The following is a 20603-nucleotide window of genomic DNA, read 5'->3' as shown; positions in this document are numbered from 1 at the left end:
TCAAATATCCAATAGCGCGCGAACAATGCCCTGCAGTTTACGGGTGAGCGGCCCAGCCGACCAGCTCATTGCCCCACATCCAAGTACCGGCCAGATGCCATAAACACTGTTGCAGACAAACACTTCATCGGCCTGCTGCAATTGCTCGACACTGATATCGATAACGCTCGTCGCAATGCCCAATGCCTCGGCCCGAGCCAACAGCTCGGCCCGCATGACGCCAGCAACTCCACAACGACTCAGGTCGGGCGTCAGCAATCGATCGTTATCCACTAGAAACAGATTGCTGAACACGCCTTCAATGACTCGCCCGGAAATATCCAGCATCAATCCTTCGGCATGATCGGCATCCTGCCACTCGGCACGCGCGATTACTTGCTCAAGGCGGTTAAGGTGTTTGAGGCCAGCGAGCAAGGGCTGCTCGGACAAGCGAGTGGCACATGGAAAAAGGCGTATGCCTGATGAACCATGGGCGTGAGGGTAAGTGGCAGGTGCACTGCCTTGCAGGATACGCCGCGCAGGCGCACCAGCGCTGATGCCATAACCGCGCAGGCTGTCACCACGGGTAAGGATCAACTTGAGCACCCCGTCACCCAGGGCGGCGGCAAAGGTGAGCAATTCGCTGCGAATCAGCACATGATCCGCAACAATCGCCAATCTTCTGCACCCCACTTCGAGGCGCTGCAGGTGCCGGTCAAGCAACACCGGCTGCCCGGCTTTTACGGCAATGGTTTCAAACAAACCATCACCGTAGGCCAGGCCACGATCTTTCAGGGGCACTGCGTCCGCTGGCTGACCGTCGACCCAGCTGTGCATCACTCGGCGAACCGGCGGAACACCAGAGATCCGTTGGTACCGCCAAAGCCGAACGAGTTGGACAACACCACGTCGATCGGCATTTTCTGCGGTTCGTGAGGGACGAAATTCAAATCGCACCCTTCATCTGGCTCATCCAGGTTAATGGTCGGCGGAGCGACCTGATCCTTGATGGCCAACACACTGAAGATCGCCTCGACTGCCCCCGCTGCGCCCAACAGATGGCCGGTCATGGACTTGGTAGAGCTGACCGCGAGCTGGTATGCGTGCTCGCCGAACACCGACTTGATTGCCTCGGCTTCCGCCAAGTCGCCAGCCGGTGTCGAAGTGCCGTGGGCGTTGATGTACTGCACCTGGTCGGCGTTGATCCGTGCATCGCGCAAGGCATTGCTGATGCAACGGGCAGCGCCCGCTCCGTCGGCAGGCGGCGAAGTCATGTGATATGCGTCGCCACTCATGCCAAAACCGATCAGTTCGGCATAAATCGTAGCGCCACGGGCCTTGGCGTGCTCCAACTCTTCGAGCACCAGGGCGCCGGCACCGTCGGCGAGTACAAAGCCATCTCGACCTTTATCCCACGGACGACTGGCACGGGTTGGCTCGTCGTTACGGGTCGACAGCGCGCGTGACGCGCCAAATCCGCCCATGCCCAAGCCACAGGCGGCCATTTCGGCACCGCCGGCGATCATCACGTCGGCTTCGTCATAGGCGATATTACGTGCAGCCATGCCGATGCAGTGCGTACCTGTGGTACACGCCGTGGCAATGGCGTAGTTAGGACCCTGAGCACCCAAATGGATGGACAGGAAACCGGAAATCATATTGATGATCGAACCAGGCACGAAGAACGGTGAAATTCGACGGGGGCCGGAATCGTGCAGCGTGCGGCTGGTTTCTTCGATATTGGTCAAACCGCCAATACCCGAACCCATGGCCACGCCGATGCGCTCACGGTTGGCGTCGGTGACTTCCAGGCCAGCATTACGCACTGCCTGAAACCCGGCTGCCAAGCCATACTGAATGAACAGGTCGAGTTTGCGAGACTCCTTGATCGAGAGATATTCCTCGACATTGAAGCCCTTTACCGAGCCGCCAAAACGGGTGGAATAGGCAGAAAGGTCCGTATGCTCGATCAGACCAATACCACTGTGGCCAGCCAGAATGCCCTGCCAACTGCTCGGCACATCCGTACCCAGTGGCGACAACATACCCATACCGGTGACTACGACGCGTCTACGCGACACAGCACTCTCCTTTTTCTTGATGACGACACTTTGCATCAGACCTAAAGAAAAAACCGCACGCCGTTACAGCAGTGCGGTTTTTCCCTGACAGCAAGCGACGACTACAAACTATTACGCCTGGTGGGCAGTAACGTAGTCGATAGCAGCTTGAACAGTAGTGATTTTTTCAGCTTCTTCGTCCGGGATTTCGGTCTCGAATTCCTCTTCAAGAGCCATCACCAGCTCAACGGTGTCAAGGGAGTCGGCACCCAGGTCTTCAACGAAGGAAGCTTCGTTCTTCACGTCTTCTTCTTTAACGCCCAGTTGCTCGGCAACGATTTTCTTGACGCGCTCTTCGATGGTGCTCATACCTTGTTTTCACTCCTAATGGACAAATTCAGGCAGCTGGCCGGTGGGTAAGTGTATAGAAAGGCTTTTCAGCTTTTCAACTGAAAGCTTCACCCTCTTACCTTCTCGGCCACCTGCCTATAAATAGATTGCAGCTTTATAACGGATTTTAGACAGCTCGTATGACATTTTTTTGAAGCGATCCGTCACAATTTAACTCATGTACATCCCGCCGTTAACCGGGATTGTAGCCCCAGTCACGTATGCCGCGCCGTCAGAAGCCAGGAAAGAGACCACATTGGCGATCTCTTGAGCCTGCCCCAGACGACCCAGCGGAATCTGTGTCAACAAGGCTTCACGCTGTGCCTCAGGCAGTTCGCGCGTCATATCGGTATCGATGAACCCAGGGGCCACCGAGTTTACCGTAATCGAACGCGAGCCGACTTCACGCGCCAATGCACGACTGAAACCTTCCAGCCCGGCCTTGGCAGACGCGTAGTTTACTTGGCCTGCGTTGCCCATGGCACCCACTACGGAGCCAATATTGATAATTCGCCCCCATCGCGCCTTGGTCATGCCACGCAAAACACCCTTGGACAGGCGGAACAGACTGTTCAGATTGGTATCGACAACGTCGTACCACTCGTCGTCTTTCATCCGCATCATCAGGTTGTCGCGGGTGATACCGGCGTTGTTCACCAGAATAGCCGGCACACCAAACTGCGCGTTGATCTCGGCCAGCACAGCAGCCACGGACTCATCGCTGGTCACGTTGAGTTCAAGACCGGTGCCTTGAACGCCGTTTTCCTTCAGGGTCGCGGCGATACGCTCGGCGCCCGAGGCGGAGGTGGCGGTGCCGATCACGATGCAGCCCTGACGGCCCAGTTCCAGGGCGATCGCCTGGCCAATGCCACGGCTGGCGCCGGTAACCAGTGCAACTTTACCTTGCAGACTCATGCAGGCTTCTCCTTAGTTCAGGCCAATGCGGCACGGGCGGCTGCGAAGCCATCCGGGGTATTGAGATTGTAAGTCGACACGCCTTCGGCGCAGCGCTTGTTGAGACCGGCCAGGACTTTGCCCGGACCGCATTCGACCAACTGGGTCGCGCCGTTGGCCGCCAGGGTCTGAACCGATTCAACCCAGCGAACCGGCTTGTACAGCTGCTCCAGCAGGTCGCGCTTGAGGGTGTCCAGGTCGGCGGCCACAGCCGCGCTGACGTTTTGCACCAACGGAATCTGCGGCGCTTGCCAGTTGATGGCGGCGATAGACTCGGCAAAACGCTCGGCCGCAGGACGCATCAGCTCGCAATGGGACGGCACGCTCACCGGCAACGGCAATGCACGCTTGGCGCCACGCGCCTTGCAACCTTCAATGGCGCGCTCGACAGCCGCCTTGGCGCCGGCGATCACTACCTGGCCAGGGGAGTTGAAGTTTACAGCACTGACCACTTCGCCCTGGGCCGCGTCGGCGCAGGCGGCAATCACATCGGCACCTTCCAGGCCGAGAATAGCGGCCATGCCGCCCTGCCCGGCTGGAACCGCTTCCTGCATCAGTTGGCCGCGACGCTCGACCAGCTTGACCGCCTCACCGAGGGTCAGGCTACCTGCGGCAACCAAGGCACTGTATTCACCCAGGCTGTGGCCGGCGACGAATGCAGGACGTGCGCCGCCCTCGGCCAGCCATACGCGCCACAACGCGATGGAGGCAGCCAGAATCGCTGGCTGAGTCTTGTCGGTTTGGTTGAGCTGCTCTTCCGGCCCTTGTTGGGTCAATGCCCACAGGTCGTAACCCAAGGCATCGGAAGCTTCCTTGAAAGTGTCCAGAACCAGCGGGTATTGCGCGCCCAGCTCGGCCAACATGCCGAGGGACTGCGAGCCCTGCCCTGGAAAGACGAATGCGAGGGATGTAGACATGTAACAAGCCCCTAATGATCTGGTCGTCGGAGAATTGACGCCCCACAACGGGGAGCGCAAGAAACTGACAGATTGGATGGTCAATTGAACTGACCGGTCACATTTAAGCACTCCCGGGCGAATTCACCTAAGGCAACAGGTCCTCAAGACGGCCATGCAAACGCTGCGGCAGGTTTTCCTGAATCTCGATCAACGCTCGCGCAATGGCACTCTGGAAACCTTGAACCCCCGCAGAACCATGGCTTTTCACCACGATCCCCTGCAAGCCGAGAAAGCTCGCCCCATTATGCCGCGCAGGCGCAAGATCGGCCTGTAAGCGCTGCATCAACGGCAACGCCAGCGCACCAACCAATCGTGAAGCGAGATTGCGCTTGAACAATGCCTCGATACGCGCGGCAATCATTGTCGCAAGGCCTTCACTGGACTTGAGCAGGATATTGCCGACAAAACCGTCACACACCACCACATCAGCCTCGCCCCGATACAAACCGTCACCCTCGACGAAACCGATGTAGTTCAAGCCTCGCGCTTGCTGCAACAGGCTTGCCGCCAGCTTGACCTGCTGGTTGCCCTTAATGTCTTCGGTGCCGATATTAAGCAAGGCCACCCGAGGACGCACAACACCCAGAGCTTCGGCCGCTACCGAGCCCATCAGGGCAAAATGCAACAAATGCTCGGCACTGCAATCGACATTCGCCCCCAAATCCAGCAAGTGGCAATAGCCGCGCTGGGTCGGGATCGCCGCAACCATCGCGGGCCGGTCGATGCCCGGCAAGGTTTTTAAAGTAAAGCGGGACAACGCCATCAGGGCGCCTGTATTGCCAGCACTGACACACGCCATCACCTTGCCATCCCGCAAAAGCTCAAGCGCCACACGCATGGATGAGTCGGGCTTGCCACGCAGGGCTTGTGCAGGTTTTTCATCCATGCCGATGGTTTCACTGGCTGGCGTAATCGTCAGGCGCGCGCGATCAACCGCCGGATGGCTGGCAATCAGTTCTTCAAGCAAGGAAGGTTGACCGACAAGGGTCAGGTGCAGCGAGGGCGTTGCAGACAGGCTCGCAATGCAGGCCTGAACAATGCTGCGGGGACCGAAGTCCCCGCCCATTGCGTCAATCGCGATGACTTGAGCAGACAAGTGATTACTCGTCAGCGCCCTTGTCGATCACTTTACGGCCACGGTATACGCCTTCTGGCGATACGTGGTGACGCAGGTGAACTTCACCAGTGGTTTTTTCTACGGACAGGGTGCTAGCCTCGAGAGCATCGTGGGAGCGACGCATGTCACGGGCAGAGCGGGATTTTTTGTTCTGCTGAACAGCCATAATTGATTAACTCCTAAACGTTTGGGTCACGCTTTAACTGCGCCAATACACTGAACGGGTTGGACCGCGTTACCTCGTCCTCGCTCGGTTCGGGCTCGTCATCGAGGCCCGCCGGCTGCTGGCATTCTTCCGGATGATGAGCAGGCACAATAGGCAAGGCGAGCAAAAGCTCCTCCTCGACCAGCGCATGCAGATCCAAAGGATCTTCGCCCAGTTCCAGCACGTCATAACCTTTCGGCAACGACTGGGTATTCGCACCCTCTTTCACCACAGCATAACTGCATTCGCTGTGGATCGGCAGGGTGACCAGCTCAAGACAACGCTGGCAAACCATTTTGACTTCGGTGTCGATAAAGCTGTGGATTACCACAGATTTACGTTCATCTCGCTCAAAAACGAATTTCGCCTGCACCGTACCGACATTGTCGGAAAGCGGGTCGCAGAGTCTCTCCAAATCGGCCAGCAGCAGTTCACCTTGAAGGGTGGTGCCACGATCAGCCAATTTGCGCGGGTCAACGTGAGGTGGAATCGGGTCATTCAACATAGGCGCAGCATTATAGGGATGCACCCAGCCATGTCAAAGGAAATTCAGCCCTGTGCGTCAGCCGGTCACGCCGCTAGAATTCCCGACTGCCTTGAGGAGACGTCGATGCTGCCTTTATTACTCGCTTCCAGCTCCATTTATCGCCGGGAATTACTGAACCGCCTGCGCCTGCCTTTCATCTGCAGCTCGCCGGATATCGACGAAAGCCCTCGTGCGGATGAGTCTGCTGTGGAGCTGGTCAAGCGCCTGGCCGAACAGAAAGCTCGCGCCCTTGCCGCCAGCCATCCAGGGCACCTGATCATCGGCTCCGACCAGGTCGCCGCGCTCGATGGGCGAATCATCGGCAAGCCGCACACTTTCGAGAACGCCCGCGAGCAACTACTGGCAGCCAGTGGCAAGCGCGTGAGCTTTCTCACCGGACTGGCGCTGCTGAACAGCGAGACAGGGCACTGCCAGGTCGACTGCGTACCTTTTACTGTGCACATGCGCGAGCTGGACGCTGAGCGGATCGAACGCTACCTGCGGACTGAGCAGCCGTATGACTGCGCGGGCAGCTTCAAGGCTGAGGGGCTGGGTGTGAGCCTGTTTCAGAGCACTGAAGGGCTAGATGCGACCAGCCTGATTGGCCTACCCCTGATCCGCCTGGTGGATATGCTGCTGACCGAAGGTGTACAAATTCCCTAAGCACACCACAAAACCAAATGTGGGAGGGGGCTCGCTCCCGATAGCAGTGGATCAGTCAGCTTATCTGTAGCTGCCCCACCGCAATCGGGAGCAAGCCCCCTCCCACATTTTGACCTATGCCAGCCCCAGGATTTCAGCGCAGGACCGGACCCTGGAAGCCCATGTACAAGGCCAATTTCTCCGCCACGCTGGCCCCAAGCTTCTTGGAGAAGCGATCAAACGGCGACTCTTCGAACGTGAAGTCCACCAGTTCCTTCTCGCCAATCACATCCCGCGCTACCGAACTGGCACTGCCCAGGCCATCGATCAAGCCCAGCGGCAAAGCCTGTTCGCCTGACCAGATCAGGCCGGAAAACAACTCCGGATGCTCTTTATCCTTAAGCCGATCACCACGGCCCTGCTTCACGCTGGCAATGAACTGCCGATGGGTGGTGTCCAGCACGCCCTGCCAGAACTGGGTTTCGTCAGCTTTTTGTGGCTGGAACGGATCCAGGAACGACTTGTGCTCGCCAGAGGTGTAGGTCCGGCGCTCGACACCCAGCTTCTCCATGGCGCCGACAAAACCATAACCGGCCGCCGTCACGCCAATGGATCCCACCAGGCTGGCCTTGTCGGCGTAGATCTGATCCGCTGCACTGGCAATGTAATAAGCACCAGAAGCTCCAAGGTCCGAAATCACCGCGTACAGCTTGGTCTGCGGATACAGCACGCGCAGGCGACGAATCTCGTCATAGACATAGCCAGACTGCACGGGACTGCCACCAGGGCTGTTGATGCGCAACACCACACCTTTGACCTTGGGATCTTCAAAGGCCTTGCGCAGGCTGCTGACGATATTGTCGGCACTGGCCGACTCCTTGTCAGCAATCACACCACGCACCTCGATCAGCGCCGTGTACTGGGTGCCGCGGGTGGCACTTTTCTCCATATCCATCAACGGACTGAACAGCGCCAGCATGCCGAGCAGATAAGTAAACGTCAGCAGCTTGAAAAAAATCCCCCAGCGTCGCGCACGACGCTGCTCCTGGACACCCGCCAGCATTGTTTTTTCCAACAGTTTCCAGCTTTTGTCATCGCTGCCGTCGGCACCGGCCTTGCTCGGCGCCTTCCACTCATCGGTCATGCCATCTACCCCAGCAAAAACTTAATTGGCCTGGCTTAGCCAGGCATGCAGTTCAGAAAACCGATCAATCGTCAGCCGCGGCTCGTATACCTGCAAGCCCTCGGCAGATTGGGCGCCATAGCTGACCGCCACACTGTCCATTCCGGCATTGCGCGCCATCATCAGGTCGAACGATGCATCACCCACCATCAATGCCTGGCGCGGCGACACGCCACAATGCGCCATGATCTGCTCGAGCATCAGCGGATGCGGCTTGCTGGCCGTCTCATCCGCTGCGCGCGTGATATCGAAATAATCTTCCCAGCCATTGGCTTTGAGCACTCGATCCAGCCCGCGACGCGCCTTTCCGGTGGCGACCGCCAGGTGATACCCCTCGGCACGGAATGCGGCCAGCGACTGCACCACCCCTTCAAACAGCGGCGAAGGCTCGGACTCAAGGGCAATGTAGTGATCGGCATAGTGCTGTCGGAACGCTACCAGCTCATCCTCACCGATCTGCGGATACAAGGTGCGTATGGCTTCCGGCAAGCCCAGGCCAATAATGCCCTTGACCGCCAGGTCGTCGCACAGCTCCAGGCCCGAACGCGTCGAGGCTGCATGCATCGACTCGACAATCCGACCAATGGAATCGCACAGGGTGCCATCCCAATCGAAGATCAGCAGTTTGTAGTCAAGGTGCGACACTCAGGCGCTCCACGGTCTTGGCCCACATGTCATCGACGGGGGCCTGCAACTTCAGCTCACCACCATCGGGCAACGGCACTGTAAGCATGTAGGCATGCAGAAACAGGCGCTTGCCGCCCAGGTCACGAATTTCCTTGGAGAAATCTTCGTCGCCATACTTGGTATCTCCGGCGATCGAGTGGCCAGCGTGCAGGGTATGTACGCGAATCTGATGGGTTCGGCCAGTCACGGGCTTAGCCTCGACCATGGTGGCGAAATCCCCAAAGCGACGCAGCACCTTGAACAGTGTCAGCGCTTCCTTACCCTCCTCGTCCACCTCGACCATCCGCTCGCCAGAGCGCAGATTGCTCTTCTGCAACGGCGCACGCACACTCTTGATCGAAGATGCCCAATTGCCACGTACCAGCGCCATATAGCGCTTGTCCACGCCATCGCCGCGCAAGGCAGTGTGCAGATGACGCAGCATGCTGCGCTTCTTGGCGATCATCAGCAGACCGGAAGTGTCACGGTCCAGGCGGTGGACAAGCTCCAGCTCCTTGGTGTCCGGACGCAACTGGCGAAAAGCTTCAATCACCCCGAAATTCAAGCCACTGCCACCATGCACGGCAATGCCGCAGGGCTTGTTGATCACAATGAGCGCCTTGTCTTCATAGACAATGGACGCCTCAAGGCGCTGCAACAGGCCCTGAGCCAGGGGCACTGGCTCGTCGCGCTCAGGCACCCGCACAGGTGGCACCCGGACGATATCGCCCGCCTGCAGCTTGTACTCGGGCTTGATCCGCCCCTTGTTCACCCGCACTTCGCCTTTGCGCAAAATGCGATAAATCAAGGTCTTGGGCACGCCTTTGAGCCTGGCCAGAAGAAAGTTGTCGATGCGTTGGCCGGCATATTCCGGCGAGACCTCAAGCAGCTGGACGCTGGGGGTCGGGGGTGCGGTAGTCGTCATGCCGGGAATGATAACAATTTTTTATGGAATTGAAGCACTTAATCATTGCTGATATAGTCGCGAACGCCGCCAAAAGTGGCCTGGACAGAGGACTTGCGACAAATTGCCAGCCCTGACCATCGCAATTCATCAGGACGCAAGGCCGTCCTACGGGGTTTTCGCCACCCTGGGAGGCTCAGAATTGTAACAAGCGCAGGTGACATGAGGCCTGAAGCGAGCGTGAAAAGCAGGGTCCATTACCCGCCTTTCATGCCGATATTCACGGCCAGTTCACAAAGTGCAGTCAGTTCTGGACCCGACCACGGCGAATGTTTCGGAAACAACGCCTGTTATTAGCCATGAGCGTGAACTCCCCATTGGAGAACACGGTAAATGCCAACCCGCTGCGGATTCTGCGCGCGGCAGCACCCGAATTATCAGGGATACGTGTAGGGTGGAGATGCACAACCGTCGGACCGTGTAGCACTAGGCTTATTTTAGACGCTTCATCTCGTCCACAGTCGTCGGTTGATTCCTCCTCCTGACCTTAGCTTTTGTTGAAGTGGTGTTTTGTCACCACAGCTAACAATGCAGGACGCGTCCGTCGCGATATCGGCCCAATTGGCTCGATATTGCTGGACACTGGAGTGGCCAACCACTCTTGACGCACCTGACACCGACCGTGAGAAGTCGTGTGTGCCGAACGCCGTTTCCGGCAGCCCGGAAACCGACGGTACAACATGAAAAGAATGCTGATTAACGCAACCCAACCCGAAGAGTTGCGTGTTGCTCTGGTAGATGGCCAACGCCTCTACGACCTGGACATCGAGTCCGGTGCACGCGAGCAAAAGAAGGCCAACATCTATAAAGGCCGGATTACTCGCATCGAACCAAGCCTTGAGGCTGCCTTTGTCGATTTCGGCTCCGAGCGCCACGGCTTCCTGCCCCTCAAAGAAATCTCCCGCGAGTACTTCAAGAAAGCCCCTGAAGGTCGCGTGAACATCAAGGACGTCCTGAGCGAAGGCCAGGAAGTCATCGTTCAGGTGGAAAAAGAAGAACGTGGCAACAAGGGCGCGGCCCTCACCACCTTCATCAGCCTGGCTGGCCGTTACTTGGTCCTGATGCCGAACAACCCGCGTGCCGGCGGTATCTCCCGTCGCATCGAAGGCGAAGAACGCAACGAACTGCGTGAAGCGCTGAACGGCTTGATTGCCCCGGCCGACATGGGCCTGATCGTACGCACTGCCGGCCTGGGTCGCAGCAGCGAAGAAATGCAGTGGGACCTCGACTACCTGCTGCAACTGTGGACCGCTATCAAAGAAGCGTCCCTGGATCGTTCCGCGCCGTTCCTGATCTACCAGGAAAGCAACGTGATCATCCGCGCCATCCGCGATTACCTGCGCCAGGACATCGGCGAAGTGCTGATCGACAGCGTTGAAGCCCAGGACGAAGCCCTGACCTTCATTCGCCAGGTGATGCCGCAGTACGCCAGCAAGATCAAGCTGTACGAAGACAGCGTACCGCTGTTCAACCGCTTCCAGATCGAAAGCCAGATCGAGACCGCCTTCCAGCGCGTGGTCGAACTGCCTTCCGGTGGCTCCATCGTGATCGACCCGACCGAAGCCCTGGTGTCCATTGACATCAACTCGGCACGCGCCACCAAAGGCAGCGACATCGAAGAAACTGCCCTGCAGACCAACCTGGAGGCGGCTGAAGAAATCGCCCGTCAACTGCGTCTGCGTGACATCGGCGGCCTGATCGTCATCGACTTCATCGACATGACCCCAGCCAAGAACCAGCGCGCCGTGGAAGAGAAAGTCCGCGAATGCCTGGAAGCCGACCGTGCCCGCGTGCAGGTTGGCCGCATCTCGCGCTTCGGCCTGCTGGAAATGTCCCGTCAGCGCCTGCGTCCGTCCCTGGGCGAAAGCAGTGGCATCGTCTGCCCGCGTTGCAACGGCACTGGCATCATCCGTGACGTTGAATCGCTGTCCCTGGCGATCCTGCGCCTGATCGAAGAAGAGGCCCTGAAAGACCGCACCGCCGAAGTCCGCGCGCAAGTGCCGATCCCGGTTGCCGCTTTCCTGCTCAACGAAAAGCGTAACTCGATCACCAAGATCGAACTGCGCACCCGCGCCCGCATCGTCATCCTGCCGAACGATCATCTCGAAACGCCGCACTTCGAAGTGCAGCGTCTGCGTGACGACAGCCCGGAAGCCCACACCAACCAGTCCAGCTACGAAATCGCCGCTGCCGCCGCCGAAGTCGAAGAAGTCCAGCCAGCCGCCGCGACCCGTACCTTGGTTCGCCAGGAAGCGGCCGTCAAGACTGCACCGGCTCGCGCCAACGCGCCTGTCCCGACTGAAGCCGCCGCCCCAACGGTTGCCGCACCGGCCGCCATGCCGGAACCTAGCCTGTTCAAGGGCCTGGTGAAATCCCTGGTCAGCCTGTTCGCGACCAAGGAAGAGCCTGCAGCGCCGGCTGTTGTCGAGAAGCCAGCCACCGAACGTCCTGCGCGCAACGAAGAGCGTCGCAATGGTCGCCAGCAAAGCCGTAACCGCAACGGTCGCCGTGACGAAGAGCGCAAGCCTCGCGAAGAGCGTACGCCACGTGAAGAGCGTCAGCCACGTGAAGCCCGTGAAGAAACCCCGGCCGTAGCCCGTGAAGAACGCGCACCACGCGCCCCTCGCGAAGAACGTGCCCCGCGCGCACCACGTGAAGACCGCAAGCCACGTGGCGAGCGTGAAGAACGCGTACGTGAACTGCGTGAGCCGCTGGATGCTGCTCCGGCAGCTATCGCCGCGGCTGCCAACACCGAAGAACGTCCGGCCCGCCAGCCACGTGAAGAACGCGCACCACGCCCACCGCGTGAAGAGCGTCAACCACGCGCCGAACAGGCAGCTGCAGCCAGCGAAGAAGAATTGCTGTCCAACGACGAGCAATTGCAGGAAGACGGTCAGGACAACGCCGAAGGCGATCGTCCACGCCGCCGCTCCCGTGGCCAGCGTCGGCGCAGCAACCGTCGTGAGCGTCAGCGTGATGCCAATGGCGATGTGATCGAAGGTTCGGAAGAGGCCGGCGAAGCCACTGTCACCAACGAACCTACCGCTGCCGAACTGGCTGCCGGCCTGGCTGTTACCGCTGCAGTTGCAAGCTCGACCATCAGCGCCCCTGCTGAAGCCGAGGCCAACCAGCAGGCCGAACGTGCCACTGCCGCCGTGCAGGAAACTGCCGAAGCACCGGTCGTCGAAGCCACCACCGTGGTTGAAGCACCCGCAGTTCCGCAAGTGGAAGTCGCACAAGCGCCTGAAGCCGAGCCTGCGGTCGAAACAGCATCTGAACCAGCAATCGTGACTGAACCACAGCCTGTGGTTGAAGCGACTGTCGAAGCCCCGGTGTTCGAGCCGACTCCAGAAGTTCGTGAAGAACAGACCGCCTTCCAGTGGACTGCCGAGCCAGTTGTGGTTGCCGAAGCGCCAGCCCCGGTAGAAGAAGCACCAGCACCTGTTGCTGAAGTGACTGCTGCCGAAACGGCGCCGGCTGTGGTTGCAGAACCAGCTCCGGTTACTGAGGAAGCCCCAGTGGCTGCCGAAGTTACCGTTCCAGTGATTGAAGCCCCAGCCAGCGCCCTGACCGAAAACGGCCGCGCACCTAACGATCCGCGTGAAGTGCGTCGCCGCAAGCGTGAAGCCGAGCGCCTGCAGAAGGAAGCCGAACTCGCCGCTGCGGCACCAGCCGTAGTAGAAGCTGCGCCGGCTGTTGCTGAAGTTGTCGAGGCACCAGTCCCGGCCACCGAAGTTGTGGTTGAGCACACAACCCCTGTCATCGACGAAACCTTGCGTTCCGTTGACGACGTGGTCGAGCACAACCCCAAAGCCCTGGAAGAAGAGCACGAGCCTAAACCTCTCGCCTGATTCCATCGACCATAAAAAAGCCCCGCCTGAGTGATCAGGCGGGGCTTTTTTATGCGGGACTACTATCGCCAGGAGCTATTCCTGTTCGATGGGTTTGAAATCCAGCGACAGCGGCACATCCACATCCCACAGCACACCTGGGTCATCAACCAGAACTTCCTGCACTGCGGCCTGGACGAACAACAGCTTGGCACCCCGGTCGCCTGACAGCGACATCAACCTGGGCCCGAGCGAACGTCCAAAACCCACCGGATGCCCATACTTGCCATTCTGCACAGGGACGCAGATGCCATGTGCTTGCAGGCCTTGGACCACGCACTCGATACTTGCCGGCAATACAAACGGCATATCCCCCAGCAGCACCAGCCAACCAGCCGCTGAACCGCTAGCCTTTACAGCGCCAGCGATGCTATCGCCCATGCCAGTCGAACGCAGCAGCAACACCTCACATCCGTAAGTCTTCGCCAGGCGGATCACCTCGGCACGCTCTGGCGAGGTCACCAGCAAACGCCTTGTAACGCTGGATGGCAGGCTCGCCAACACCTGCTCAATCACTGGTCGCGTGATTCCATCACGGCCTACACAAGGCGCCAGTAACTTGTCCTGGCCTGCCACAGCCCGAAAACGACGGCCCTGCCCCGCCGCCAGGACAATCGCAGTGATTGAATCGCTCAACTGACGACCGCCGACAACGGCTTTTTCTGCAGCGCCACGACCCCATTCTTGATGGAAACGATTTCGGCCATTAACGATAACGCAATCTCTGCCGGCGTGTGGCTGCCGATATGCAAGCCAATCGGGCCGTGCAAACGCTCGATCGCCTCTGGCGCCAAGCCCAGTGCCGCCAGGTTTTCTCGACGCTTGCGGCTGTTGACCCGCGAGCCCAGCGCGCCGATGTAGAACGCGCTGGAATTCAAGGCAGTCAATAGCGCCATATCGTCCAGGCGCGGATCATGGGTCAGGGCAACAATCGCAGTACGCTCATCCGTCTGGATATTGAACACCGCCTCATCCGGCATACCCGGCACAAAGCGGCCGTGCTGCTCTTCCCAGCCGTAGACGAACTCCTTGCGCGGATCGCAGATCAGCACTTCAAAATCCAGCAGACGCGCCATTTCCGCCACATAACGCGACAATTGGCCGGCGCCGATCAACAGCAGTCGCCAGCGCGGACCGTAAATCGCACGCAAGCGCTCACCGTCAAAACTTACAGTGTCGGTTTTAAGAGCAACGCTCAAGCTCACTTCTCCGGTCGCCAGGACCAGCTCCCGAGCTACCACTTCGTGGGCTTCGCAGCGCGCCAATAGCTGCGCCACCCAAGCTGGATCGCCCACCCGCTCTTCGGTCAGGCGCAAAGTCCCGCCACATGGCAGGCCAAAGCGTGCAGCCTCGTCGCGGGTGACACCGTAGGTCACCAATTGCACTGGCGGCCCCTCTTCGGGCAACCGACCATCCTGCAAGCGTGCGATCAGATCGTCCTCGATGCAACCACCGGACACCGAGCCGATCACCACGCCATCACCACGCAGGGCCAGCATGGCCCCCGGCGGACGCGGCGCGCTGCCCCAGGTCTGCACCACGCTGTACAGCACGACACGATGTCCCGCATGGCGCCATTGCAGCACGCTGCGCAGCACATTCAGATCAACGCTGTCCATCAAGCCTTCGCCTCTTGCTGCCAACCCTGCAATTGATACCGGACTGGTAGGTTGCGGATACGCTTGCCGGTGGCGGCAAAGATTGCGTTGCACAACGCCGGCGCAATCGGCGGCACACCTGGCTCTCCGACGCCACCCAAGGGCGCGTCGCCTTCTGGCGTGACCAGATGCACGACAATTTCCTTGGGTGCCAGGGACATGCGCGCCACTTCGTACATGTGGAAGTTGTCTTGCTGGACCTTGCCATCCTTGAAGCTGATTTCTCCCAGTACCGCGTTGCCCAGGCCCATCACGCAGGCCCCTTCAAACTGCGAGCGGATACGTTCCGGGTTGATCTGCGGGCCACAGTCCACGGCGATATCAGCCTTGTGGACGATCAGCGAGCCATCGTCCTTGACTTCCACCTCAATCACCGCCGCCACATAAGTGACGAAGCTGTAATGCACGGCCAACCCCAGGCCACGCCCCTTGGCTAACTTGCGCCCCCAGCCTGCGGCCTTGGCGGCGGTTTCCAACACCCCGCGCAGGCGCGCGGTGTCGATGGGATAACGCTCTGGCGACTCGCCGTAGTTCCACTCCTCACTCAAGGTGCGCGGATCAATCTGACGATCTGGCCCCAGCAACTTGAGCTGATACTTCAACGGGTCCTGGCCAGCCTTGTGGGCCAGTTCATCGACAAAGCTCTGAATCGCAAAACCGTGGGGAATATTTGATACCGAACGGTACCAGCCAACCCGCGTGTGAGCGCTGGCTTCGGGGTTTTCCAGGCGCACGTTGGGAATCGCGTAGGCCATGTTGGTGAAGCCCATGCCCAGCTCAAACGCCGCCTCGTGGTTCATCCCCGGCGCAAACAATGCGGTGATGCTCGGCGCCACGGTGCGATGCAGCCAGGCAGCCGGCATGCCGTCCTTGTTCAGGCCTGCCTTGAGGTATTCGGCAGAAACCGTATGGAAGTAGGAGTTGTGAATATCGTCTTCGCGGGTCCATTGCACCCGCACTGCCTTGCCAGGAAACTCCTTGGCCAGTATTGCAGCTTCGATAATAAAGTCCGGTTTTGACTTACGACCAAAACCACCACCTAACAACGTGACATGGATCGTAACGTTGTCAAATGGCACACCCAGACGCTCGGCGACCCGTTCGCGGGTTACTTGTGGCGCCTGGCTCGGCGCCCAGGTCTCACATCGGCCGTCTTGAAAACGAGCAATCGCAACCATGGGTTCCATGGGGGACTGGGCCAGGTGCGGCAAGTAGTAGGTGGCTTCCAGGGAGTTATCGGCATCGCTCATGGCCTGGTCGATACTGCCGGTATTGCGTACGACCTTGCCGGGTTTCAGGGCCGCTGATTCAAGGGTCTGGCGATACTCGACGGAGTTGTAGCCGGCATTGGGACCGTCTTCCCAGTCAATCTGCAAGGCTTCACGGCCTTTGATCGCCGCCCAGGTATTGCTGGCAACCACTGCCACACCCCCCAAGGGCTGGAATTCCGAGGGCAACGGCCGGCTTTCGACTTCCAGCACTTTGAGCACTCCGGGCACCTTCAGCGCAGCACTTGCATCAAAGGACTTGACCTTGCCGCCATACACTTTCGGCCGCGCAATGGCGGCAGACAACATCCCGTCAAACTGGACATCGGCGCCATACACCGCTCGACCGTTGACGATATCGGCCCCGTCGATGGCTTTCGTCGCCTCCTTGCCGATATAACGAAACTCGGCGGGCTGCTTGAGGCGCAGACTGTCCCGCGCCGGGACAGCCAGCGCAGCGGCGGCAGTGGCAAGGGCGCCATAACCCAGTTCGCGACCGCTGGGCTGGTGACGCACTGTATGCAACTGCGCCCGGCACTCATTCACCGGGACTTTCCACTGCTCGGCGGCCGCCTGTTCCAGCATGGTCCGCACGGCAGCGCCACAGCGCCGCATAGGCTCATACCAGTGACGCATGCTGCGTGAGCCGTCGGTGTCCTGATTGCCAAAACGTGCTTCGTCGCCGCTCGCCTGCTGAACTTTTACCCTGTCCCAGTCGGCTTCCAGTTCGTCCGCTACCACCATTGTCAGGCTGGTGCGCACGCCCTGGCCCATCTCCGAGCGATTGCACATCACAGTAACGGTGCCATCTGTCGCGATGCTGACATAAACCTTGGGGTCATCGATCACGCCATTGGGCATCGCTTCGGCGCCGTATTTCTTTACCTCTTCGGCAAACGCATCCGGCAATCCCCAACTGGCGGCAACGATCAGCGCACCAGTGGCACCGGCGCCCTTGAGGAAACCACGGCGACTGAGGTTGTTCAGAACAAAACTGTCGGGTAACCCGTTCATGCCTTGGCCCCCTGCAGGTGGGTCGCTGCCTGGCGGATCGCGGTCTTGATCCGGTTGTAGGTGCCACAACGGCAGATATTGCCGACCATGGCCTCTTCTATTTGTGCGTCGCTGGGGTTGGGATTGATTTTCAGCAGTGCAGTGGCCGACATAATCTGCCCGCCCTGGCAATAACCGCATTGGGCGACGGCGGTGTCCAGCCAGGCTTGCTGTACGATTTGGCCGACCGGATCGCTGTGCAGGTTGTCGATGGTGCTGATGGCCTGACCCTTGACTGAACCGATCGGCGTGATGCAACTGCGAGCCGGCGCGCCGTCGATATGGATAGTGCACGCGCCACACAGGCCCATGCCACAGCCGAATTTGGTGCCGTTGTAACCCGCTACATCGCGAATCGCCCACAGCAAGGGCATGTCCTCGGTAACATCCAGTTGATGATCTTGACCGTTGAGCTTGAGGGTAATCATGGGCACGCCCGCATAGTGGAATGAGTTATGGGGTCGAGCTATCTGGTCGGTTCACGCAGATGGCTCAGGCTAATCAGGCTCTCTTGTGAAGACAGGTCTTCACCGGGCCCTTGATAAACAGAATCTATATCACAATAGACAGATATCGTTAGTCGGCTAAGTTAACCCGGCATTAATAAAAAAGCCCTGCAATGCAGGGCTTGGTTCAGCAATGAAGAAGCGTAGCTCAATAGCGATTGGGCTCCATTTCCAGCTCCACCTTGAACCGCTGGGCGATATCCTGCTGAATGCGTTGCGCCAGGTCGGCAATTTCCTTGCCGGTGGCCGTGCCATAGTTGACCAGCACCAGGGCCTGCAAACCATGCACGCCGGCATCGCCCTCGCGAAATCCCTTCCAGCCGGCCTTGTCGATCAACCAACCGGCGGCCAGTTTCACCTGTCCGTCGGCCTGCGGATAAGCCACCAGATCCGGGTACGCCGCCTTCAACTCGCTCGCCTGCGCCTGGGAAACCAGCGGATTCTTGAAAAAGCTGCCGGCATTGCCCAACTGCGTCGGGTCTGGCAGTTTTTCCCTGCGAATACTGCAAATGGCGCGACTGACATCGCTCGCGTTGGCCTGGGTGATCCCCTGCTCGGCCAAGCGCTGTCGCACAGGGCCGTAATCGAGTTTGAGCTGCGCGACACGCGTCAGGGCAAAACGTACCCGCAAGATCAACCAGCGGCCAACCTCATGTTTGAACAGGCTGTCGCGATAGCCGAAATTGCATTCAGCCAGGTTGAAATCCCGTAGCTGGCCGGTCTGGCGATCCAGGGCGGTCAAGCCGGCAAACACATCCTTGACCTCAACCCCGTACGCGCCGATGTTCTGCATGGGCGCAGCGCCGACGGTGCCCGGGATCAGGCTGAGGTTTTCCAGGCCGCAAAACCCGTGTTCCAGCGTCCACAGCACGAACGGGTGCCACGCTTCGCCGGCCTCGGCCTCCACGACAACATCAGTGCCATCGTCATCCAGTACCCGAATGCCTCGGGTCGCCATGCGCAACACCAGCGCCGCAATATCCTGGGTCAGCAGCAGGTTGCTGCCACCGCCAATCACTAGCAACGGTAGTTCTCGCCCGGCCGCATACGCCAGGGCTTCGCGGACATCCGCATCGCTGCGCGCCTGTGCAAACAGCTGGGCACGTACATCGACGCCAAAACTGTTAAAGGCTTTCAAGGAAACCTGCGGTTGTACATCCAGCGTCATAGGCGTCCCTTCAATTCGATCACCAACTGATCACATGCGGCCTCGATCAGGTCCAGGACCTGCTCGAAACCAAGTTCGCCGTCGTAATATGGGTCCGGCACTTCGGCCACCGGCGAATCGTAGCGACGCAGGAACAAGTCCAGTTCAGCCTTGCCTTGCGCAGGTTGCATCGCCTTGAGGTTGCGCAAATTGCTCTGGTCCATGGCAAGAACCAAGTCGTAACGGGCAAAATCAGCACGCGAGACCTGCTGCGCACGCTGGGCCGACAAGTCATAACCGCGTCGCAACGCCGCCTGCTGGCTGCGCTTGTCCGGTGGTTTGCCGATGTGCCATTCGCCAGTACCGGCGGACGCCACCTCGACCTGGCCGGCCAGTCCTGCCTCGCGCAGCTTGTGCCGCAGCACCCCTTCGGCAGTAGGCGAGCGGCAGATATTGCCCAGGCAGACAAACAGAACTTCCATCAAGCCCTCAGCAGGCGACGGACGCGCTCCAGGTCTTCAAGGGTGTCAACACCTGCCGGCGGCGCTTCCAGCGCATCGCCCACGTGAATCCGCACGCCGTGCCACAAGGCACGCAGTTGCTCCAGGGATTCAGTGTTTTCCAGCCAGCATGGGCCCCAACCGACGAAGTCATGCAGAAAACCCGCGCGATAGGCGTAAATGCCGATGTGACGGCGATAGGGCACGCCCGCCGGCAATACGTCGGGGTTTTTCGCGAAGTCGTCCCGTGCCCAAGGCAGGATCGAGCGGCTGAAGGTCAAGGCCAGCCCGTTGATATCGCTGACCACTTTCACCACGCTCGGATTGAACAGGGTTTGAATGTCTTCGATCGGCTCGGCCAGCGTCGCCATGCGCGCTTCGGCGTGCGCCGCCAGGTTCGCCGCTACCTGATCGATGACGCACGGCGGAATCAACGGCTCATCGCCCTGCACGTTGACCACAATGGCATCCGGCGCCAGACCCAGGTGCGCGGCGACTTCAGCCAGGCGGTCGGTACCGGAGTTGTGGTCCTCACGGGTCAGTACGGCTTCGGCGCCGAAGGCTTTGCAGGCCTCGATAATCCGTGTGTCGTCGGTGGCTACGACCACCCGCTCGGCACTGCTTTTACAAGCTTGTTCCCAGACCAACTGGATCATCGGCTTATTACCGATCAATTGCAGCGGCTTGCCGGGCAAACGGGTCGAGGCATATCGGGACGGAATGACAACAGTGAAGGCAGTGGTCATTTATCCAGGCGCTCGTCGGTGGTCAGGGTGCGGGCTTCGCTTTCCAGCATCACCGGGATGCCGTCACGGATCGGGTACGCCAGGCCGGCGCCCTTGCTGATCAGCTCGGTCTTGTCGGCGCTGAGCTTGAGCGGGCCTTTGCAGATCGGGCAAGCGAGGATATCAAGCAGTTTGGTGTCCATGAGAATTC

At 59.5% G+C, this 20603-nt stretch carries 21 protein-coding genes; 2 read left to right on the top strand and 19 right to left on the bottom strand.

Features of this window, described 5'->3' with window-relative positions; translation table 11 throughout:
• The 8 genes from pabC to OQ460_RS07015 all read right to left on the bottom strand — a co-directional run bounded on the left by pabC (position 1) and on the right by OQ460_RS07015 (position 6169).
• Positions 1–816: an aminodeoxychorismate lyase gene (gene pabC, locus OQ460_RS07050; protein WP_410021134.1), complete on the bottom strand. Its 816-nt coding sequence runs from the start codon at positions 814–816 to the stop codon at positions 1–3.
• Positions 816–2060, bottom strand: coding sequence for a beta-ketoacyl-ACP synthase II (fabF, locus tag OQ460_RS07045; RefSeq protein WP_410021133.1), 1245 nt, complete (start codon positions 2058–2060; stop codon positions 816–818). Before fabF ends, pabC begins: the two co-directional genes overlap by 1 nt.
• 111 nt (positions 2061–2171) lie before the next feature.
• Complete coding sequence (gene acpP, locus OQ460_RS07040) at positions 2172–2408, bottom strand: acyl carrier protein (protein ID WP_410021132.1); 237 nt, start codon at positions 2406–2408, stop codon at positions 2172–2174.
• Positions 2409–2600: 192 nt separating this feature from the next.
• The gene (gene fabG / locus OQ460_RS07035) at positions 2601–3344 is read right to left on the bottom strand and encodes a 3-oxoacyl-ACP reductase FabG (RefSeq protein ID WP_410021131.1); all 744 of its coding nucleotides are present in this window, start codon (positions 3342–3344) and stop codon (positions 2601–2603) included.
• 17 nt (positions 3345–3361) lie between these two features.
• Complete coding sequence (gene fabD, locus OQ460_RS07030) at positions 3362–4300, bottom strand: ACP S-malonyltransferase (RefSeq protein ID WP_410021130.1); 939 nt, start codon at positions 4298–4300, stop codon at positions 3362–3364.
• A 127-nt stretch (positions 4301–4427) separates the two neighbouring features.
• Positions 4428–5438 (bottom strand): phosphate acyltransferase PlsX, encoded by a 1011-nt coding sequence (gene plsX, locus OQ460_RS07025; protein WP_410021129.1) that lies wholly within the window; start codon positions 5436–5438, stop codon positions 4428–4430.
• Positions 5439–5442: 4 nt separating this feature from the next.
• Positions 5443–5625 (bottom strand): 50S ribosomal protein L32, encoded by a 183-nt coding sequence (gene rpmF, locus OQ460_RS07020; RefSeq protein ID WP_003179396.1) that lies wholly within the window; start codon positions 5623–5625, stop codon positions 5443–5445.
• Between the two features lie 13 nt (positions 5626–5638).
• Positions 5639–6169 carry a YceD family protein gene (locus tag OQ460_RS07015; RefSeq protein ID WP_410021128.1) on the bottom strand — a complete coding sequence of 177 codons (531 nt, stop codon included), beginning with the start codon at positions 6167–6169 and terminating at the stop codon, positions 5639–5641.
• Positions 6170–6274: 105 nt separating this feature from the next.
• Here OQ460_RS07015 and OQ460_RS07010 point away from each other — a divergent pair, with 105 nt between their 5' ends.
• Positions 6275–6853 carry a Maf family protein gene (locus OQ460_RS07010; protein ID WP_410021127.1) on the top strand — a complete coding sequence of 193 codons (579 nt, stop codon included), beginning with the start codon at positions 6275–6277 and terminating at the stop codon, positions 6851–6853.
• Positions 6854–6986: 133 nt separating this feature from the next.
• On the opposite strand, the gene OQ460_RS07005 is transcribed toward OQ460_RS07010, so the two are convergent.
• The 3 genes from OQ460_RS07005 to rluC are packed head-to-tail and all read right to left on the bottom strand — an operon-like array spanning position 6987 to position 9606.
• Positions 6987–7976: a S49 family peptidase gene (locus tag OQ460_RS07005; RefSeq protein WP_410021126.1), complete on the bottom strand. Its 990-nt coding sequence runs from the start codon at positions 7974–7976 to the stop codon at positions 6987–6989.
• 21 nt (positions 7977–7997) lie between these two features.
• On the bottom strand, positions 7998–8660 hold the full coding sequence (locus OQ460_RS07000) for an HAD-IA family hydrolase (RefSeq protein ID WP_410021125.1): 663 nt from the start codon (positions 8658–8660) through the stop codon (positions 7998–8000).
• A complete protein-coding gene (gene rluC / locus OQ460_RS06995; RefSeq protein ID WP_410021124.1) occupies positions 8647–9606 on the bottom strand; it encodes a 23S rRNA pseudouridine(955/2504/2580) synthase RluC in 960 nt (319 codons plus the stop codon). Before rluC ends, OQ460_RS07000 begins: the two co-directional genes overlap by 14 nt.
• A gap of 719 nt (positions 9607–10325) precedes the next feature.
• Here rluC and rne point away from each other — a divergent pair.
• Positions 10326–13496, top strand: a complete 3171-nt coding sequence (gene rne, locus OQ460_RS06990) for a ribonuclease E (RefSeq protein WP_410021123.1) — start codon at positions 10326–10328, stop codon at positions 13494–13496.
• A 75-nt stretch (positions 13497–13571) separates the two neighbouring features.
• Here rne and OQ460_RS06985 read toward each other — a convergent pair whose 3' ends face one another.
• From OQ460_RS06985 to OQ460_RS06950, 8 genes are all read right to left on the bottom strand, one after another.
• Positions 13572–14171 carry a nucleotidyltransferase family protein gene (locus tag OQ460_RS06985; RefSeq protein WP_410021122.1) on the bottom strand — a complete coding sequence of 200 codons (600 nt, stop codon included), beginning with the start codon at positions 14169–14171 and terminating at the stop codon, positions 13572–13574.
• A complete protein-coding gene (locus OQ460_RS06980; RefSeq protein ID WP_410021121.1) occupies positions 14168–15154 on the bottom strand; it encodes an XdhC family protein in 987 nt (328 codons plus the stop codon). The genes OQ460_RS06985 and OQ460_RS06980 overlap by 4 nt, the downstream gene beginning before the upstream one ends.
• Positions 15154–17475, bottom strand: a complete 2322-nt coding sequence (locus OQ460_RS06975) for a molybdopterin cofactor-binding domain-containing protein (RefSeq protein WP_410021120.1) — start codon at positions 17473–17475, stop codon at positions 15154–15156. The genes OQ460_RS06980 and OQ460_RS06975 overlap by 1 nt, the downstream gene beginning before the upstream one ends.
• A complete protein-coding gene (locus OQ460_RS06970; RefSeq protein ID WP_410021119.1) occupies positions 17472–17942 on the bottom strand; it encodes a (2Fe-2S)-binding protein in 471 nt (156 codons plus the stop codon). Before OQ460_RS06970 ends, OQ460_RS06975 begins: the two co-directional genes overlap by 4 nt.
• Positions 17943–18168: 226 nt before the next feature.
• Positions 18169–19188 (bottom strand): UDP-N-acetylmuramate dehydrogenase, encoded by a 1020-nt coding sequence (murB, locus tag OQ460_RS06965; protein ID WP_410021118.1) that lies wholly within the window; start codon positions 19186–19188, stop codon positions 18169–18171.
• Positions 19185–19649, bottom strand: a complete 465-nt coding sequence (locus tag OQ460_RS06960; protein WP_410021117.1) for a low molecular weight protein-tyrosine-phosphatase — start codon at positions 19647–19649, stop codon at positions 19185–19187. Before OQ460_RS06960 ends, murB begins: the two co-directional genes overlap by 4 nt.
• On the bottom strand, positions 19649–20413 hold the full coding sequence (kdsB, locus tag OQ460_RS06955; RefSeq protein WP_410021116.1) for a 3-deoxy-manno-octulosonate cytidylyltransferase: 765 nt from the start codon (positions 20411–20413) through the stop codon (positions 19649–19651). The genes OQ460_RS06960 and kdsB overlap by 1 nt, the downstream gene beginning before the upstream one ends.
• On the bottom strand, positions 20410–20595 hold the full coding sequence (locus OQ460_RS06950; RefSeq protein WP_003174668.1) for a Trm112 family protein: 186 nt from the start codon (positions 20593–20595) through the stop codon (positions 20410–20412). Before OQ460_RS06950 ends, kdsB begins: the two co-directional genes overlap by 4 nt.
• Positions 20596–20603: the final 8 nt, after the last annotated feature.

The organism is Pseudomonas imrae (assembly GCF_046352735.2).
In the GTDB taxonomy this organism is placed as follows: Bacteria; Pseudomonadota; Gammaproteobacteria; order Pseudomonadales; family Pseudomonadaceae; genus Aquipseudomonas; species Aquipseudomonas imrae.
This window is presented reverse-complemented; position numbering and strand designations above follow the sequence as displayed.